The sequence below is a fragment of the Virgibacillus salexigens genome, assembly GCF_014905415.1.
Taxonomy (GTDB): Bacteria; Bacillota; Bacilli; order Bacillales; family Amphibacillaceae; genus Virgibacillus; species Virgibacillus salexigens.
Genome location: NZ_BNEO01000001.1, coordinates 1,199,763 through 1,217,589 on the forward strand (window position 1 = coordinate 1,199,763; position 17,827 = coordinate 1,217,589).

The 17,827-nt window shown below is 37.9% G+C and carries 13 protein-coding genes; 3 read left to right on the plus strand and 10 right to left on the minus strand.

The features are described from left to right. Positions 1–19: 19 nt before the first annotated feature. On the plus strand, positions 20–1,291 hold the full coding sequence (locus JKP73_RS05410) for a hypothetical protein (RefSeq protein WP_160806857.1): 1,272 nt from the start codon (positions 20–22) through the stop codon (positions 1,289–1,291). Between the two features lie 52 nt (positions 1,292–1,343). On the opposite strand, the gene JKP73_RS05415 is transcribed toward JKP73_RS05410, so the two are convergent. From JKP73_RS05415 to JKP73_RS05425, 3 genes are read right to left on the minus strand one after another with little or no spacing between them, the layout of a single operon-like run. After that, positions 1,344–2,387 (minus strand): ribonucleotide-diphosphate reductase subunit beta, encoded by a 1,044-nt coding sequence (locus JKP73_RS05415; protein WP_021289961.1) that lies wholly within the window; start codon positions 2,385–2,387, stop codon positions 1,344–1,346. Continuing rightward, positions 2,368–2,814 (minus strand): flavodoxin, encoded by a 447-nt coding sequence (locus JKP73_RS05420; RefSeq protein WP_021289962.1) that lies wholly within the window; start codon positions 2,812–2,814, stop codon positions 2,368–2,370. The genes JKP73_RS05415 and JKP73_RS05420 overlap by 20 nt, the downstream gene beginning before the upstream one ends. After that, positions 2,799–5,036, minus strand: coding sequence for a ribonucleoside-diphosphate reductase subunit alpha (locus JKP73_RS05425; protein WP_021289963.1), 2,238 nt, complete (start codon positions 5,034–5,036; stop codon positions 2,799–2,801). Before JKP73_RS05425 ends, JKP73_RS05420 begins: the two co-directional genes overlap by 16 nt. Before the next feature lie 541 nt (positions 5,037–5,577). On the opposite strand from JKP73_RS05425, the gene JKP73_RS05430 reads away from it, so the two are divergent. Continuing rightward, positions 5,578–7,158 carry a BCCT family transporter gene (locus tag JKP73_RS05430; RefSeq protein WP_038242000.1) on the plus strand — a complete coding sequence of 527 codons (1,581 nt, stop codon included), beginning with the start codon at positions 5,578–5,580 and terminating at the stop codon, positions 7,156–7,158. A 60-nt stretch (positions 7,159–7,218) separates the two neighbouring features. On the opposite strand, the gene JKP73_RS05435 is transcribed toward JKP73_RS05430, so the two are convergent. The 5 genes from JKP73_RS05435 to JKP73_RS05455 form a co-directional block, all read right to left on the minus strand. Next, positions 7,219–7,845: a DUF421 domain-containing protein gene (locus JKP73_RS05435; protein ID WP_021289965.1), complete on the minus strand. Its 627-nt coding sequence runs from the start codon at positions 7,843–7,845 to the stop codon at positions 7,219–7,221. A gap of 130 nt (positions 7,846–7,975) precedes the next feature. Beyond that, positions 7,976–8,521 carry a hypothetical protein gene (locus JKP73_RS05440; RefSeq protein WP_021289966.1) on the minus strand — a complete coding sequence of 182 codons (546 nt, stop codon included), beginning with the start codon at positions 8,519–8,521 and terminating at the stop codon, positions 7,976–7,978. Positions 8,522–8,530: 9 nt separating this feature from the next. Beyond that, entirely contained in the window at positions 8,531–9,706 is a 1,176-nt protein-coding gene (locus tag JKP73_RS05445; RefSeq protein WP_021289967.1) for a ParM/StbA family protein, read from the minus strand. Positions 9,707–10,136: 430 nt separating this feature from the next. Continuing rightward, positions 10,137–12,179, minus strand: coding sequence for a catalase (locus JKP73_RS05450; RefSeq protein ID WP_160806858.1), 2,043 nt, complete (start codon positions 12,177–12,179; stop codon positions 10,137–10,139). Between the two features lie 262 nt (positions 12,180–12,441). Next, on the minus strand, positions 12,442–14,487 hold the full coding sequence (locus JKP73_RS05455) for a catalase (RefSeq protein ID WP_160806859.1): 2,046 nt from the start codon (positions 14,485–14,487) through the stop codon (positions 12,442–12,444). A gap of 125 nt (positions 14,488–14,612) precedes the next feature. Here JKP73_RS05455 and JKP73_RS05460 point away from each other — a divergent pair, with 125 nt between their 5' ends. After that, entirely contained in the window at positions 14,613–15,002 is a 390-nt protein-coding gene (locus JKP73_RS05460; protein WP_021289970.1) for a thiol-disulfide oxidoreductase DCC family protein, read from the plus strand. Positions 15,003–15,043: 41 nt separating this feature from the next. Here JKP73_RS05460 and rlmN read toward each other — a convergent pair whose 3' ends face one another. Both rlmN and JKP73_RS05470 read right to left on the minus strand, forming a co-directional pair. Further along, on the minus strand, positions 15,044–16,111 hold the full coding sequence (rlmN, locus tag JKP73_RS05465) for a dual-specificity RNA methyltransferase RlmN (protein ID WP_021289971.1): 1,068 nt from the start codon (positions 16,109–16,111) through the stop codon (positions 15,044–15,046). 210 nt (positions 16,112–16,321) lie between these two features. Beyond that, positions 16,322–17,809, minus strand: coding sequence for a glutamate synthase subunit beta (locus JKP73_RS05470; protein WP_160806860.1), 1,488 nt, complete (start codon positions 17,807–17,809; stop codon positions 16,322–16,324). Positions 17,810–17,827: the final 18 nt, after the last annotated feature.

Here is a 17,827-nt window from a genome sequence, read left to right on the forward strand (position 1 = left end):
CAAAAGTGAGGTTCTATCCATGCATGAAAGTATACAACAACTTATTAGTCATACAGCCGAGCGGCTTGGGCTTCATACTTATTACTTGAAGCATCATTATTTCACGAAACAAAAAAATGCTATAGGTGAAATACAATATGAATTAACAATGGAATGGTTTCCAAATGACCATACAGATCACCAGGAAGACGAATTAAATCCACCGGGGACTGCTGTTGTTGATGTGGATATCCATACTGGAAAGATCCAAACGATTATCTTCGTTGAAGGTACTTCCTACTCCACGTCAGAATCGTTAGCAAACATAGCATCGAACAGCGAAGCCGCAATTGAATGGATTGAAGAAATGACGGATTTGGAGTTTGGCAGACAATTCCAACTTATATCTGAATCAGAAAGAGAAATGCAGTTTCGAGCAGCTGTAGACAATATTCCAGTTTATCCAGGAGGGGTTATTCAGGTTGAATTCAATCAAGAGGGCCAACTCGTTTTATTCTCTATTAATGGTTCGTTTCCATCTGAACACCAGATTCATTGGGAACCATTTGCTTTAACACCTAGTATTGTTGAACCAATTGCAAGCAACCAATGTAAACTGTTTGAAATTCCAGTAGAATCAGCACAAGAATGGAAATCCATCTATGGTACAACTACTTTTTTCCTTACGAATAATGGAAAGACAGCATTAGCATATGAATCGGTGGAAGCATCTTCCTTCCAGTACCATATAGACCAAATCATTACATGGGAAGGCACTACCAATCAAAGTATCCCACTAAAAGAAATTGATTTATCTACAGAAGTAACGGAAGAACAAGCATTAACAAATCTTGCCGATACAGAGATATCTACCTTATCAAGTGCTAAGAAAACAAAGGCACGCGAGGCTGTACAGCGACTGCTTCAACAGGAATTTTCAGAGGATAGTGGTAAATGGAGATTAGCAACGATTTACCGTGAACATACCTATCTTTTTGCTGAACTACGTCCTGTCGAACCCGGTCACCGTATCATTGAACCAAAGCTTACAATGATACTTGATGCTTCCACTTTAGAACCATTAAATTATACGGATAACCGTATACTAATGGAGATTTTTCAAGACTTTAAAGTTGCAGATACACCTGTGATTACGAAAAAAGAAGCGTTTGAGAAGCTTCATAACCACCTGGAAATCACACCAGTCTATGTATATCAACCGCATCAAAAAAGCTACATATTATGTGGAAAAATTGAATGCGCTAATGGTGTGGACGCAGTTACTGGTGAAGTAGTCAATTTAGATGAATAACCCTAAGGCGACGTGCATAAATAAAAAGAAATCGGCTGCGGCCGATTCCTTTTTATAAATCATCAAATCCGTTCAAGTCACTTGTTTTTGTATATTGGCGGGATTTCTGCTCAAAAAAGTCCGTTTTTGTACCATCGAAGTTATCCACATAGGCACGTATCCATTTCAATGGGTTATCCAAATGTTCTGGATAGATATCATGCAATCCCATCATTCGTAACATCTTATTCGCCCGATATTTAATATACCCTGCCATTTCATCTAAATCTATTCCTTCTACATTCCCAAGTACATAATTAGACCATTCTATCTCCAATTCTACCGACTCTTCAAAATGGTCATATATCCATTTTGTGAATTCTTCTGTATTATACTCTGGATTCTCTGCTAATGTGGCTCGGAACAATTCCGAGATAAATCGTCCATGCTCCAGTTCATCACGGTTAATATAGCTTATCATCGTGGAGGTTCCAACCATCTTGTTATGACGAGCTAAATTATAGAAGAAGGCAAATCCAGAATAGAAGAACATCCCTTCTAATAAGGAGGTGTAAACCATTGTTTTTAAAATATTCTCTATAGACGGATCGTCAACAAATGCATTATATTGCTTGGTTATATTTTCATTCCGCTTAAGCAAAATTGGATCTGTTCTGCCTAATTGGAAAGACTTATTTTGTTCATCTAACGATACAACAGATGACAATACATATGAATAACTTTCATTATGGACAGCTTCCTGTTGAGCAATGACTGCCATAATGGATTGAACCGATGGATCCGTGGCATATAACGATAGTAACAGTGCCGTACGGGTTTGCGGTGCATCTAGTGTGGACAATAGACCAATTATTTTTAAATAAGCATCCTGTTCCTCTTCCGTTAGAGAAGGGAATTGTTTTATGTCACTTTGCATATTTACTTCATCTGCTTGCCAATAATTACCGACAAGTCGCTTATACATTTTGTACCAATGTGGATAAGCAATATCATTCCAATTTAATATACCACTTGACTTTCCTCCAAATACCCCAGTGGACTTATTCGGATTTAATGGCTCTAATGTTTTTGCTTTTTCAAGCATAACTTTCGACATGTTGCAGTACTCCTTCCAGCCAGTCTTTCACTTTCTGTTCTTGACTACCTCTTGGGGACTGTTCTATTTTCAGTCCACTCCAGTTACTTTCATAAAATTTAGCGAGCTTATCAACTGCTTTACAGAACAGATCATCTCCACCAAATTGTGTATCACCAGTTCCAAATACTGCCACATTATCTGGCTTGTATCCTATTTCCAGAACAAATTCTTTTACCTCATCGGGGGTGCTCCCCTTTTCCCAAGTAAACAAGCCTATAAATACGATATCATAGTTAGAGGGATTTACTGGAGGGTCAATCCCTATGCGGTGCATCCCAGTTTCAATCCCTCTATATCGTAATTGACCTTCAATGAGCCTTGCTACCTCTTGCGTGTTGCCACTATAAGTTAGATAAGCAACTAATGCCCTCAACTTTGACACCATTCACATTCTTCCACCTCATTAGAAGTAGAACGAACATAATACGTTGTTTTCAAGCCTTCCTTCCATGCTTGTAAATGTAGGTCTAATAAAACAGATGCTCGAATTGTATTTGGAACATAGAAGTTAAACGATAAACTTTGATCAACATGCTTTTGTCTAGCCGCGTTTTGTCTTACAGACCAGCGCTGATCTACAATATAGGCAGAGCGACGGTAGACATCATACGTTTTGTAGGTTAAATCTGGTGCAGTCACTGGTATTTTAAAGTCTTTCTTTTCTTCATTATAGAAAGGTTTGAAAATCGGGTCGATACTTGCTGTTGATCCAGCAATCATTGCCGTTGTTGAATTTGGTGCTACGGCCATAAGGTAACCATTACGCATTCCATGTTCTTTCACATCTTCTTTTAAGGTTTGCCACTCGCCTTGATGATAGCCTTTAAGGTCGAAATAGTCGCCTGTACTCCATTTACTACCTTCATAAGCTGGATAGCTGCCTTTTTCTTTACTTAATTCCATACTTGACTTAATCGTTAGGTATGCAATTTTCTCATACAGTTCATCGGCAAACTTAACAGCTTCCTCTGTTTCCCATTTGACATTCTTTCTAGCTAATAAATGATGCCACCCAAATGTCCCAAGACCAATTGCACGATATTTTTTATTGGTTAGTTGAGCCTGCATGATTGGTAAATTATTAATATCAATCACATTGTCTAACATCCGTACTTGTATCTTAATCAAACGTTCAAGGATTTCATCAGGCACTGCTTTTCCAAGATTAATTGAACTTAGGTTACAAACAACATAATCACCGGACTGATATTTCTTAACAATCATGTTTTCGTTTTCTAGGAACTCTTCAATGAATTCAGATGGTGATTGATTCTGTGTGATTTCTGTACATAGGTTGGAACAATATATCATTCCATTATGACTATTGCTATTTTGGCGATTGACTTCATCACGATAAAACATGAATGGAGTTCCTGATTCTAGCTGTGATTTCATAATTCGTTTCATTATATCAATAGCAGGGATCTTTGTTTTTGTAAGGAGATCAGACTGTACACATTCCTCGTATTTCGTACGCCATGTGCCATTGCCCTTGGTCTCGTCATAAAAGTCCTCTAAGGAATAACCCATTACTTGGCGTACTTCATGTGGATCAAAAAGATACCAGTCTCCGCGTTTTTCTACTTGTTCCATGAATAGATCAGGTAACGTAACCCCTGTAAAAATATCATGTGCCCGCATTCGTTCATCACCATTATTCAATTTCAGGTCTAAGAACGATTCAATATCACGATGCCAAACATCTAAATAAACAGCAATTGCTCCTTTTCTTGTTCCAAGTTGATCAACGTTTACTGCTGTATTATTCAGCTGTTTAATCCAAGGAACAACACCACTAGACATGCCCTTAAATCCTTTTATTGAGCTACCTCGGCTACGAATTTTGCCCATATAAACACCAATACCACCGCCGTTTTTCGATAGCTTGGCGATATCTGTATTACTATCATAGATCGATTGTAAACTGTCATCTACAGTATCAATAAAGCAACTAGAAAGCTGTCCATGCGTTTTCCCCGCATTTGCAAGTGTTGGGGTAGCAACAGTCATATAGAGATTACTCAATGCCCAATATGCCTCTAGAACATGCTCAGAGCGTCGTGACTTATCTTCGTGTTGCATTAATGTCATTGCAATAACCATCCAACGTTCCTGTGGTAATTCAAAGACTTTTTTATCATGGTCTGTAGCTAGGTACCTTGTCGCTAGCGTGTATAGACCAAGGTATGTAAATGATAAATCTCTCGATGTATCTATTTGTTTCGCAAAATAATCAATTTCCGCTTTCGAATACTTTTGCAGAAGGGTTTCTTTATATATCTTTTCCTCCGTTAGTAATTGAATTAATGTATAGAAATCACCGTAATATTGTTCTTCACCATAATAATTCCGGTTTACACTAGCTTGACGATATAGCTCTTGTAAATAAATACGACTAGCTAAAAACGTCCAGTCAGGTGCTGATTCATCAATGTTTTCTAACGCATTCTTGGTGAGTATATCAATCGCTTTTTCAATCGGTGTATCTTCTTGGATGGTTTTAAATGCCTTTTGCTTGTACGCGTCTGTGTGGATATTCAGACCGTTCGCAGCCTTATCAATTAGTTCTAGAAGCTTGTCTTTTGTAGATGTCATCTCAATGATCATCAATAGTCCTCCCTTTATATACTTAAAACATTTATGCCTATCATTATTGAAGGAAACATGGAATCCGATTTTCCCCTACTAAATGATTCTACTAAAATCATCCCATAAACAAAAATAAAAAAACCGCTTCTTTTGATGTGGTCAATTCTTGATACCAAACGGGCTCTCAACAATCTAAATTTTCTAATAAGAAATCGGTTGTGTAATTGTCACAAAACACTATATATAGTATTTATGTTGTTTTTTATTTACGATATATTGTGTTAAAAGCTTAGCATATAACATCATGTAATGCAATTAATTTTTAATAAAAATAGCTTGCTTACCATTTGAAAATGATTGGAAATAGAGATATAACAATGGAGGAAGCAATCAAAAAAATTTAGTAGAATTAATTAGATTCGATAGACTCCATTTTATCAAATTATTATGTATGAACCTAGCCCTATTTGTGTACTTTAAAAATAGTGGATTTACGATTATCCATGAGGGATATTAATTAAATACACCACTACATGTAGGTGAAAGGAAGGTTATTCTATTGAAGTCACATTTAATTGATTGGCGAACATTTGTCAGCTCCTTAATTCTTCTACTGCTCGTTTGTATCCCCCTTATTATCTATCCTGAAACTGGCGCAACAGTTATTAATGCAGCCAACGACTTTATGACAAGTAACTTTGGTTTTCTTTATTTAGCACTTGGTATCATCTCATTTATTTTCTTGATTTTTGTCGCATTTAGTAAATTTGGAAATATTAAACTAGGAAGTAAAACCGATGATAAAGAATTTGGAACGTTTTCATGGGCAGCAATGCTATTTGCTGCGGGTATTGGTTCAAGTATTCTTTACTGGGGAATGATTGAATGGGCATTTTATTACCAAGGTCCTCCTTTTGGTATTACACCAGAATCTGATGCTGCAATACCATGGGCTTCCTCCTACGGTATATTTCATTGGGGGCCAATTGCTTGGGCCATATATACATTACCTGCTTTACCTATTGCCTATTTCTATTATGTTCGAAGAACCTCTGTACTAAAAATTAGTGAAGCAGTAAGACCTGTGCTTGGCCGTTGGGTGGACACTCCACTAGGAGTCATTATTGATGTGCTGTTTATTTTTGGCTTATTAGGTGGGGCCGGTACCACTCTCGCTTTAGGAACTCCGATGATCGCAGAAGGAATAAATAATCTTACAGGCATTCCAGTTACACTAGGGCTAAAAGCTGTTGTCATGCTGATTTGTACATTGATATTTGCTATAAGTGCGTATTCAGGATTAGCAAAAGGAATTAAAGTACTAAGTGACGTTAACCTGTGGCTAGCTATCTTTGTGCTTATCTTTATATTCATATTTGGCCCTACATTGTTTATCATGGAAACTACTTTCACCAGTATCGGTCAGGTAGCAGATAATTTCTTTCGAATGGCGACTTGGCTTGAACCTCTTGCAAATTTATCAGGATTTGAAGAAACAAAATTTCCAGAGACATGGACCGTGTTTTATTGGGCTTGGTGGGTTGTTTACGCTCCCTTTGTTGGTTTGTTTGTAGCCCGTATTTCAAGAGGAAGAACAATCAGGGAAATGATACTGGGAACAATGATATACGGAACATTCGGTTCTATCTTGTTTTTTGGTATATTAGGTAACTTTGGTCTTTATTTACAACTTACTGGACAATTCGACGTATTAGGATTCATGAGTGATAATGGTGCTCCAGCAGCTATTATAGCCATTTTAGAGCAGTTACCCATGGCAAATATCATGATCGGCTTGTTCACCATTCTGGCGATAATTTTCTTGGCAACAACATTCGACTCTTCTTCGTTTATTTTAGCAGCGGTCGTTCAAAAGAAAATCCAGTCTGAACCGCTACGCTGGAATCGATTATTCTGGGCATTCACGCTATGCTTATTGCCATTAGTATTGATGTTTGTAGGGGATCTGCAGACATTACAAACAGCTAGCATTGTTGCCGCATTCCCAGTAATCTTTATCATGGCATTACTTGGATGGTCATTTATTAGAGCAGCTAACCAAGATATAAGATCATCAAAACAATACCGTGGAGAAACGATTCACCTTACGAAAACCGACCGCTCTGATGATAATGAATAACATGACTTCATCATTAAAATTGACCATAGGAAAGCACACTCTAGATAAAGCGTGCTTTTATTAGTCTAATTGCTTTGGCGGCTGATTTCCTTGCCCATGCTTTCGATTCTCTACTTCCTTAAATAATTTATTCTGCTCTGGTGGCTGATTACTATACGTGATATGTTCTGCTGATACAAGCAATTGTCTTAAATTATCTATTTCTGTTTGTAATTGCTGGAACTCACGTTTCGTTACTGGTTGTGCTTCTTGTTTTAATATAAACCCAACTTGTCCATTCGGCTCTAATGTCGCCCATTCAATATCATTAATGTTACTTACATTTTTTTGTCTTAAGTTCATTTCTAATTGATCGACGGTCAATCTTAATTTTTTAATTTCCTGTTCTTGAATAACCCCATTATGTATTAGAATTTTTGATTTCCCAGTTACAATATTCTCAAAGAAATCCGATTTTATCTGTAAAAACTCCATGATGATTAACGTAACAACTAGAATCGCACCGACTCCTAAAGTGACCCAAATATTCTTTCCTGCTAACGGCTGAATAAGTAATGAACCAATTCCTACCATAATCACTGTTTGGGTTAATGTCATTTGCGATATTGACTTTCTTCCTGCGATACGTAAAAGAAGTGTACCTCCTAGAACAATTAATACTGATTTCCAAATCCATGCAATTTCCATCTCTTTCCCTCCTTATTCCTGCACTTAGTTTAACTAAGAGCTACCAATTTATTCTTTCTGTATATATTTGTTATTCCCCATTAAAAATAGAGCTGCTCAACAAATGAACAGCTCTATTTCAGCGAATATCTTATTTATTCATACTTGAAAAGAAATCCTTTAATGGGTCTTCTTCCTCCTCTTCCTCTACTTCCACTGGCTCATCATGAGTCTCAAGTGCATCCATACTTAGATTTTCTAAATCTATCTCGTGGTTTGCGATTGGAGTCTCCAATTCTTCCTGAGAATCTTCTGTAACGGAGACAGCCTCTTGTAAGTACAATGCTTCATCAATATTTGTACTATTACTATTTAGGGAAGCCAGTAAAGTCGTAGCCCGCATTGGATCACTCAGCAAATGGTACAAAATCGAACCAATTAGTGCTTCAGAGTGCTCATGCTTTAACCAACTTTTTTGTTCTTTTGTTAATCGTTTAGGAAGAGGAACCGTTATGGTTTCACGTTCTTTTGCAAAACTTTCACTTAAGCCTTTTAATACAAATTGAGCAATCTGACTGGAGAAATTCCTTCTTTCTGTTTCCTTCAACCGTTGCATCTGTTTTAACAGGTAATCAGGTGTATCCGAAGGGACACGAAATGTGATTGATTGCCCGCGTTCAATTGTGTTTTTGGCCATGATATCACCTTATTTTGCCTTCGCTTTTACTTCTTCCTTTTCCGCCTTTTCACTCTTTGTCTGTTTAGAAACAAATTCCGAAATTAGCTTGTAATATGCATTTGCCATCATCCAAATACTTTCCTGTTCATCTTCGAAGAAATCGATGTTAAATCCATCAAGTTTGTTATTAAGTGCCTTTATATAGTCTTTTAATACTGCTGAACCACCGCCTACAAAATAGCAGATTTCCGATTGTGAATTCTTTGCCCAAACATTACGCAAGAAACGATACTCTTTCTTTGCTAACTCAAGCAGGATATGGTCTGTGATATCATGAACACTTGTCCGACTTCCTTTTACCATTATATGGTGACGATCATTTTTTCTCGTAATGATATCAACTACATCCCGACGACTGTCTAATTCAACACCGTGTTTTGTCCTTATTTCTTCTCTAATTTGTTCCAAAGATTCCGATACACCTAGATTAAATCCTTGAGCTTTATCGTCGTCAACATTACGGTTACGGATTACAGCAATATCTGTAGATAATCCGCCAATGTCTTGAATAAGTATTTGTTTATCAATTAAGTCTTTATTAATGACTTTTAAGTCATTATCCATAATTAGGTTCACATAGGCTGCGAATCCCTCTGGATAAACTTTGACTTCATCAAATTTAATATTTATTTTTTTGCCTTGGTGATTAGGTGTTACAAGAAACTCGACCTGATGGACAGATCCTAGCAACTGCGAGCGATAGCCCACATCTTTTCCTTCTTTCACTTCACGAAGCGGTAATCCTGTGCCAAGTGTGTAATTTGCGTCAATGACTTTATTTTTTTCTGTAAACGCTCCATTTTCCACGGCATCTAGTGCCAGAGAAGCAAAAAGCATGATTAACGTTTGATCTTCTTCTGCTTTACTGCTGCCTGGATCCAATTCGGTAGAATTTGTTGTTTTTGTTGCTAGATTTCCAACACGATAGATTACATTATTTTCTTCTAACGCAGGAGAGTGTACGCGAATATGAATATTATCTAATACCTCTTTTTTATCTAGTTCTTCAATTCCAATCACAGGACGATCCTCGAAATCTTGTGCTACTACATTAGGTATATAAAGCTCATTTTCCATTTTACCGAAATTTGCTTTCAATGCATCATTACCAACATCTACTGCAGCAATTCTAGTTTTTGTCATTTCAAAAACTCCTCTCATAAATAATCCTTTCTACTTAAGGATACGTTTTTCCTATTAAATACGCAATCCTACTTTTTTCGTATTCTTATTTGTAAACATGCATACATTTTCGAACACGTTAATATACTAGTATTTACACATATTTGTATACATGTTTACTTTTTTGAATACACTTGTTTACTATTTTGTTTACATGTAAACAAAATAGTAAACAAGACTTAAAATGTAATAATTTGTTAATTAATAGTGTCAAGATAGTTAACAATCTCCCCTTGATTAATGTAACTATGTATGAGTAGATTACCAATATACTTAAAAAAATTAATGAATCAACTTTGAGATCCAGCAGATGATAGGAGTGAGAGAATAGACCCTCCAAAAAACGAAGGGAGAGTTTCCCTTCGCTTCGCTTCAAGTTATCTTTAGTAGATTAACTGACTTCCCTATCCCAGAATCGATGTGCAGCAACTGCTTGTGAAAAACGGACTATGAATCTATTAATCGCTGCTTCTAGAATAACTCCTGGCTTATTTACAATTGCACTATTTTCAATTAATCTCATCCCTTGATTTGTAGCCCCAATTGGCTTGTAATGAGCATAAGCTTCTTTTACAAAATCCATCGCTTTTTGTTGAAAGTCAAGGTCTTGATCTTCCCCACCAACGACATAAACTGCGTCATATAAAACAGAATCGACAGTTAAGAAGCTATGATCAGCATTAATCGAATTTCCACTATTACTAGTAATTTCACCACGTTTTTTTCCGACAAATTCTAAATGTATCCCTTTATCTTGAAGTCCCCTCACAGCCAACATCACATCCTCACTATGAAACTTCTCATCTACTAATATCGCAACTGTTCTTGTCTTTGCTTTTTTTATTGTATTTTCCTGACTAAGAGCAGGAGAAGACTTAGTAACATCTGAACCGCCCGATTGTGGTGGTGCTACACCAATGTTCTCTGCAACTTCCTGCGCCATTTTCAGATTAACATTTGCAAACATATCTACAACCTGCTGTCTGACCGCTTCACTTCCTACTTTACCTAATTCAAAACTAAACGCGTCTTTAATATGCTGCTTCTCAATATCACTCATGCTATTCCAAAAAAGCGTTGCCTGAGTAAAATGGTCTTTGAAGCTTTCACTTCTTGCTTGTACTTTTCTACCCTCTACCTTCTCTTGATAGTGCTGGTATCCTCCATTAGCTGGAGCTACAGGCTTAGGTGTGTTATTTGCTAGAGAATTGTTATGGTAGCTAACCTGACCCGTATTTAATGTGTGTCGACCATATCCGTCTCGCTGATTATTGTGAAACGGACAAACAGGGCGATTAATTGGTAATTCATGAAAATTAGGCCCACCCAAGCGAATTAACTGGGTATCTGTATAAGAGAACAAACGCCCTTGCAATAATGGATCATTCGTAAAATCAATTCCTGGTACCACATGACCAGGGTGAAATGCTACTTGCTCTGTTTCTGCAAAAACATTATCAACATTACGATTTAAGGTCATTTTACCAATAATTTTGACTGGTACATCCTCTTCTGGCCAAATTTTTGTAGGATCTAATACATCAAAATCAAATGTATGTGCATCTTCCTCTGCAATTAATTGGACACCAAACTCGAATTCTGGATAATCGCCATTCTCTATCGATTCATATAAATCAGCACGATGAAAATCAGGATTCTTACCATTTATTTTTTGTGCCTCATCCCATACGGTAGAATGAACTCCCAGTTTTGGCTTCCAATGAAACTTCACAAAATGAGCCTTTCCTTCTTCATTTACAAATCGGAATGTATGAACACCAAAGCCCTCCATCATTCGAAAGCTACGTGGTATTGCACGATCAGACATCTGCCACATGACCATATGAGCCGTCTCTTGATTATTAGCAACAAAATCCCAAAAAGTATCATGTGCGGAGGCTGCCTGTGGAATCCCATTATGTGGTTCCGGTTTAACAGCATGTATTAAATCTGGGAATTTCATTGCATCTTGAATAAAGAATACAGGAATATTATTTCCTACGAGGTCATAATTCCCTTCTTCCGTATAAAATTTCGTGGCAAATCCCCTCACATCACGAGCAAGCTCTCCAGATCCTTTTGAACCAGCTACTGTTGAAAAGCGGACAAATACAGGGGTTTTCCTTCCTGGTTCCTGTAAAAAATCAGCTTTTGTATAGGGCTTCATTGATTCATATAATTCAAACTCTCCATGAGCAGCGTAACCACGAGCATGCACAATCCTTTCTGGGATGCGTTCGTGATCAAAATGCGTCATTTTCTCTCGAAATTGAAAGTCTTCCATTAACGTCGGACCACGCTCACCTGCTTTTAAAGAAAACTCATCTTCCGATACCTTAAGACCCTGATTGGTAGACATTTCTTTGCCACTATCATCTACGCGGAACTTATCTAATTGTTCTTGTTTACGATTTTCATTATGCTTTTTAGACATAAATATCGCTCCTCCTTATCGAAGTAATTATAGATAACACGCCTTAGGCTTTGACCGCATGGATAACTTTCCTAAAACTGTTCCCTGGGTAATGATTGATTAAACAAACAAGGGGCTGGGACACACCGAAATAGGTAACCCAAAAGCATGCATTAAACATACAGGGGGGTGATAGAACATGTTTTTAGTAAACAAAAAATCCGAACAGATTCGACTGAAATCGTTCGGATTATGCTAGGTATAAGCTGCTTTTGTCTTCGTCTCAATTAATGACTCGATCCCAATGACGATGGGCAGCAACAGCCTCTATAAAACGTGCTGCAAATTGTTTTGCGCCTTTTTCCTCAATTACTCCTGCTCCAACTTGGATATTACTTGCCTTCAGCCATTCCTTTCCTTCTTGTGTAGCCCCTAAGGCCTTATAGTGACGAAAAGCTTCCTCTAAATATTCCGTTGTGGAACGATCAAATGCCTGATTGGTTTCTTTCCCACCGCCAGCATAAATAGCATCATAAAGAACAGCGTTTGTTGTTGTAAAAGTGTGATTGACCATCAAATCTGTCCCATTTTCACCTGTCACCTTGCCTTGATGATCACTAATAATTTCATATTGAATGTTACTGGCAGTTAACTGATCAAGTATTTCTACAATCTCTTGATCGGAAAACCCATTCGTTAGTATAACTCCAACTTTTCTAGTTGCAGGGGAAAACGCAAAATGGGTTTGACTCAATGCTTGGGAGGATTTTTGATTATCTACTGCATGCTTATTCGGAACGGTTACTCCAACTTTTTCAGCAATATATGCAGCCAGTTCGTGTTCAATATTAGCAAACATATCAACTACTTGCTGCCGTACATTCCTATCCTTCACTTTCCCAACTTCAAAGCTAAACGCGTCTTTAATATGTTGCTGCTCAGGAGGAGTCATACTATTCCAAAATAATTTTGGTTGTGTGAAATGATCGTTGAAGCTCTCACTTCTTGACCGTATTACGCGGCCTTCCACCTTTTCCTGATAATGTGCAAAGCCCCCTTGTTGCTCAGTGGCTGGCATTGGCGTATTTGCTATCAATGAATTGTTGTGATAAGCCACTTTTCCCTTATTAATCGTTTGTCGGTGGTAGCCGTCTCTCTGGTTATTAAAAAATGGACATACAGGGCGATTGATAGGGATTTCGTGGAAGTTCGGCCCCCCCAAACGAATCAGCTGGGTATCTGTATAAGAAAATAATCTTCCTTGTAAAAGTGGGTCATTCGTAAAGTCAATACCTGGTACGACATGGCCTGGATGAAATGCGACTTGTTCCGTCTCTGCAAAAAAGTTATCTACGTTTTTATTAAGGGTCATTTTCCCAATAACTTGGATAGGAACATCTTCCTCAGGCCAGATTTTCGTCGGATCTAAAATGTCAAAGTCAAATGCAAACTCATCTTTTTCTTCAATCACTTGAACTCCTAGTTCATATTCTGGAAAGTCCCCGTTCTCAATTGCGTCGTATAGGTCCTGTCTGTTAAAATCTGGATTTTTACCGGCGATTTTTTGTGCTTCATCCCATACTAGGGAGTGTACTCCTAGCTTTGGAATCCAATGAAATTTCACAAAATGGGTTTTCCCTTGATCATTTACAAAACGAAATGTATGGATACCAAACCCCTGCATCATTCGAAAACTCCGTGGTATAGCTCGATCGGACATTAACCACATTACCTGATGTGCGGACTCCTGATTATTCGCAACAAAGTCCCAAAAAGTATCATGGGCAGAAGAAGCTTGAGGGATTTCATTGTTTGGTTCCGGTTTTAGAGCATGAATAACATCAGGGAACTTAATACCGTCCTGTATAAAAAATACAGGCATATTATTTGCAACAAGATCATAGTTTCCTTCTTCTGTATAGAATTTCGTCGCGAATCCCCGAACATCTCTAACAGTATCTGCAGAGCCACGGAATCCGACCACCGTTGAAAAACGGACAAATACTGGTGTTTTTTGCCCTGCTTTTTGTAAAAATCCTGCCTTCGTAATATCCTTCATCGATTCATACGTTTCAAAGTGACCATGTGCAGCAAATCCTCTAGCATGAACAACTCGTTCGGGGATACGCTCATGGTCAAAATGTGTCATCTTCTCTCTGAAATGAAAATCTTCCATCAAAGTCGGTCCACGTTCACCAGCAGTTAAGGACAATTCATCATTAGTTACTTTTAGACCTTGATTCGTCGTCAAATGCTTCTTTGCATCATCAACTTTAAATGGTTCTAATTGTTCTTGCTTTTTATTTTCGTTTTTCCTTTCATCACCCATGTACAAACACCCTCTCATTGTATTTGTACTTACTATTTCCAACTCCTTCAAAACTATGAATAACCAGAAACAGCATGTTATAATTTAATTAAGGAACAGCTTTATTCCATAAGGAGTGAGCGAATATGAGCAAGATTATCCTATTTGACGGTGTTTGTAACTTTTGTGATCAAAGTGTTCAGTTTATTTTGAAACGCGATAAGCAAGAACAATTTAACTTCGCCTCCATTCAGGGAGACGCTGGACAGGAACTACTAAAAATAAATCATGTGCCAACTGATATAAATAGTTTCATCCTAATTGACGGGCATCATACGTATTTTAAATCAACTGCAGCTCTGAAGATATGTAAAGAATTAAAAGGTGCTTGGAAGCTGCTATATGGATTTATTATCGTTCCTAGGCCAATACGGGACTTCCTATATGGGATTATTGCCAATCACCGATATAAATGGTTCGGACATAAACAAAGCTGTACGTTACCTTCTCCTGAGACGAGGAAACGATTTTTATAATGAATAAACCCGAAGTGTCACGTGACACTTCGGGTTTATTTCTAACCTACGTTCTTTTTCTTTATTTGTTTACTACGTAACTGCCCGCAGGCTGCATCAATATCTGCACCGTTCTCCCAACGCACACCACAATTAATCCCTTGTTCCTTCAAGGTCTCAAAAAAAGCTTGGATAGAAGTCGATTCACTACGCTGATATTGGTTATGTTCATCAACGGAATTATAAGGAATCAAATTCACATAGGCTAAATGCCGATGATCATATAACAGCTTCGCTAATTGCAAAGCCTCTTCTTTATGATCATTTACATCTCTTAGCATAATATATTCATACGTAATTCGACGATTGGTTTTCTCTAAGTAATAATCTACAGCCTTCATCAATTTTTCAATTGGAAATGCTTTATTGATCTTCATAATCTGCGTACGCAGCTCATTATTTGGAGCGTGAATAGAGATAGCAAGGTTTACTTGAATACCGGTATCAGCAAATTCATAAATCTTATGAGCTAATCCACTTGTTGAAACTGTAATATGTCTAGCACCAATATTTAGCCCACGATCATCATTTACAACATATAAGAAGTCCATCAAGTTTGTAAAATTATCAAAAGGCTCACCAATACCCATAACAACAATATGACTTACCCTCTCATCTTCTCCACGAGAATCCAAATGCTTTTGTACATTCATAATTTGTTCTACGATCTCACCACTTGACAAGTCTCGATTCTTCTTCAATAATCCACTAGCACAGAATGTACAACCAATATTACAGCCAACTTGTGTGGTCACACATACAGACAATCCATAATTAAACCGCATCAACACCGTTTCAATTAAATTGCCATCAGCTAGCCGAAACAAATACTTAATTGTACCATCTTTAGATTCTTGTTTAATTTCCTCTTCTAACGTTCCTAATATAAAATGATCCTCGAGTAAAGCGATCGTTTCTTTGTTCACATTGTTCATGTCAGAAAAATGATTGACACGTTTCTTATATAGCCAATTCCAAACTTGATCCACGCGAAAACGCTGCTGGCCATGCTCTATCAACCAATCTGTAAGCTGTTCGTATGTCAGTCCATAAATGGATGGTTTACTCATTATCTACCCTCATTTCTAGAAAATCTAGTCTTCTTAACAACGCAAAGACATTGATTTACCGTTCAACCGTAAAAAGTTTTCATTCACCTTACTATCTTACTGCATCTATGATCTTGTTGCAAACACAGGTTGGCTAATCATGCAGCTATTCAAAAAGAAAAAGGTGCCAATATCCTTTAGAAAAGAAAATTGATACACCTTTTACACTTGTTATGGTAACATCGTTTCTCCCATAAGATATCGATCACATTCTCTTGCAACGCCACGACCTTCATTAATCGCCCAGACGATCAGGCTTTGGCCTCGGCGCATATCACCGGCTGCAAACACACCTTCTACATTGGTTCTAAAATCATTATAATCAGCAGCAACCGTTGATTTTGCGGTTGTTTCTACTTGCAGCTGATCCAGTAGATCTTGTTCCGGTCCACTAAACCCAATCGCTATTAGCACAAGATCAGCAGGCCAAACCTTTTCTGTTCCCGGTATTTCATCACGCACTTTATTTCCTTCTTCATCATAACGAAGTTTTACATTAACTGTATGCACTTCTTTAACATGGCCATGCTCATCACCTACGAATTTCTTCGTCATTACAGCATAGGCACGAGGGTCTTCGCCTAATACACTCGCTGCTTCTTTGTGTCCATATTCCACACGATGAATGGTAGGGTATTGTGGCCATGGATTGGTTTCCATATCACGAACCAATCCTTTTTTATCATAAATATCAAATTGCGTCAGACTCTTACAATTATGCCTTACAGACGTAGCTAAGCAATCTGTTCCAGTATCGCCCCCACCAATTACAATAACATCTTTATCAGCAGCAGAAATATAATTTCCATCTTGCAAGTCTGAATCTAATAAGCTTTTCGTATTAAGGTGTAGAAAATCCATCGCACGATGAATACCTTTTAAATTACTACCTTCTACTTGAATATCTCGGTGTACAGTAGCACCTCCACATAAAATAGTTGCATCAAAGTTTTGCTTTAATTCTTCCTCGGTTATATCCTTACCAACCTCTGTATTCGTGATAAATGTAATTCCTTCTTTCTCAAGAATTTCCACTCGTCGTGTTACTACTTCATAGGATAATTTCATTTCAGGAATCCCGTATGTGAGAAGTCCTCCAACACGATCTTCACGTTCATAAACCGTAACCAAATGTCCAGCTTTGTTCAATTGTGCAGCAGCAGCAAGTCCAGCTGGGCCTGATCCAACAACAGCCACTTTTTTACCTGTACGCTTCGGTGGTAGTTTCGGAACAACCCATCCTTCTTCAAACCCTTTTTCAATAATCGAACGCTCGACCGTACGAATTGCAACCGGAGGTTCATTGATACCTAGTACACAAGCCCCTTCACAAGGAGCCGGGCAAGCAATACCTGTGAATTCTGGAAAATTATTTTGCTCATGTTCCCGAGCTAGCGCTTCTTTCCATTTCCCTTCATAAACAAGTTGATTCCATTCAGGGATGAGATGATAAACCGGGCAGCCGGAGGTTACCCCATTTATTTCCATTCCCACATGACAAGTAGGTACGCCGCAATCCATGCAACGTGCCCCTTGTGTTTGTACTTCTTGATCTGTTAATGGCACCGTGTAGTCGTACCAATCCTTCGTACGAATCGAAGGTTCTCGTTCTCTTCTTACTTGTCTGCTGTATTCCATAAACCCTGTCTGTTTCCCCATCAAAGGCCTCCCTTTCCA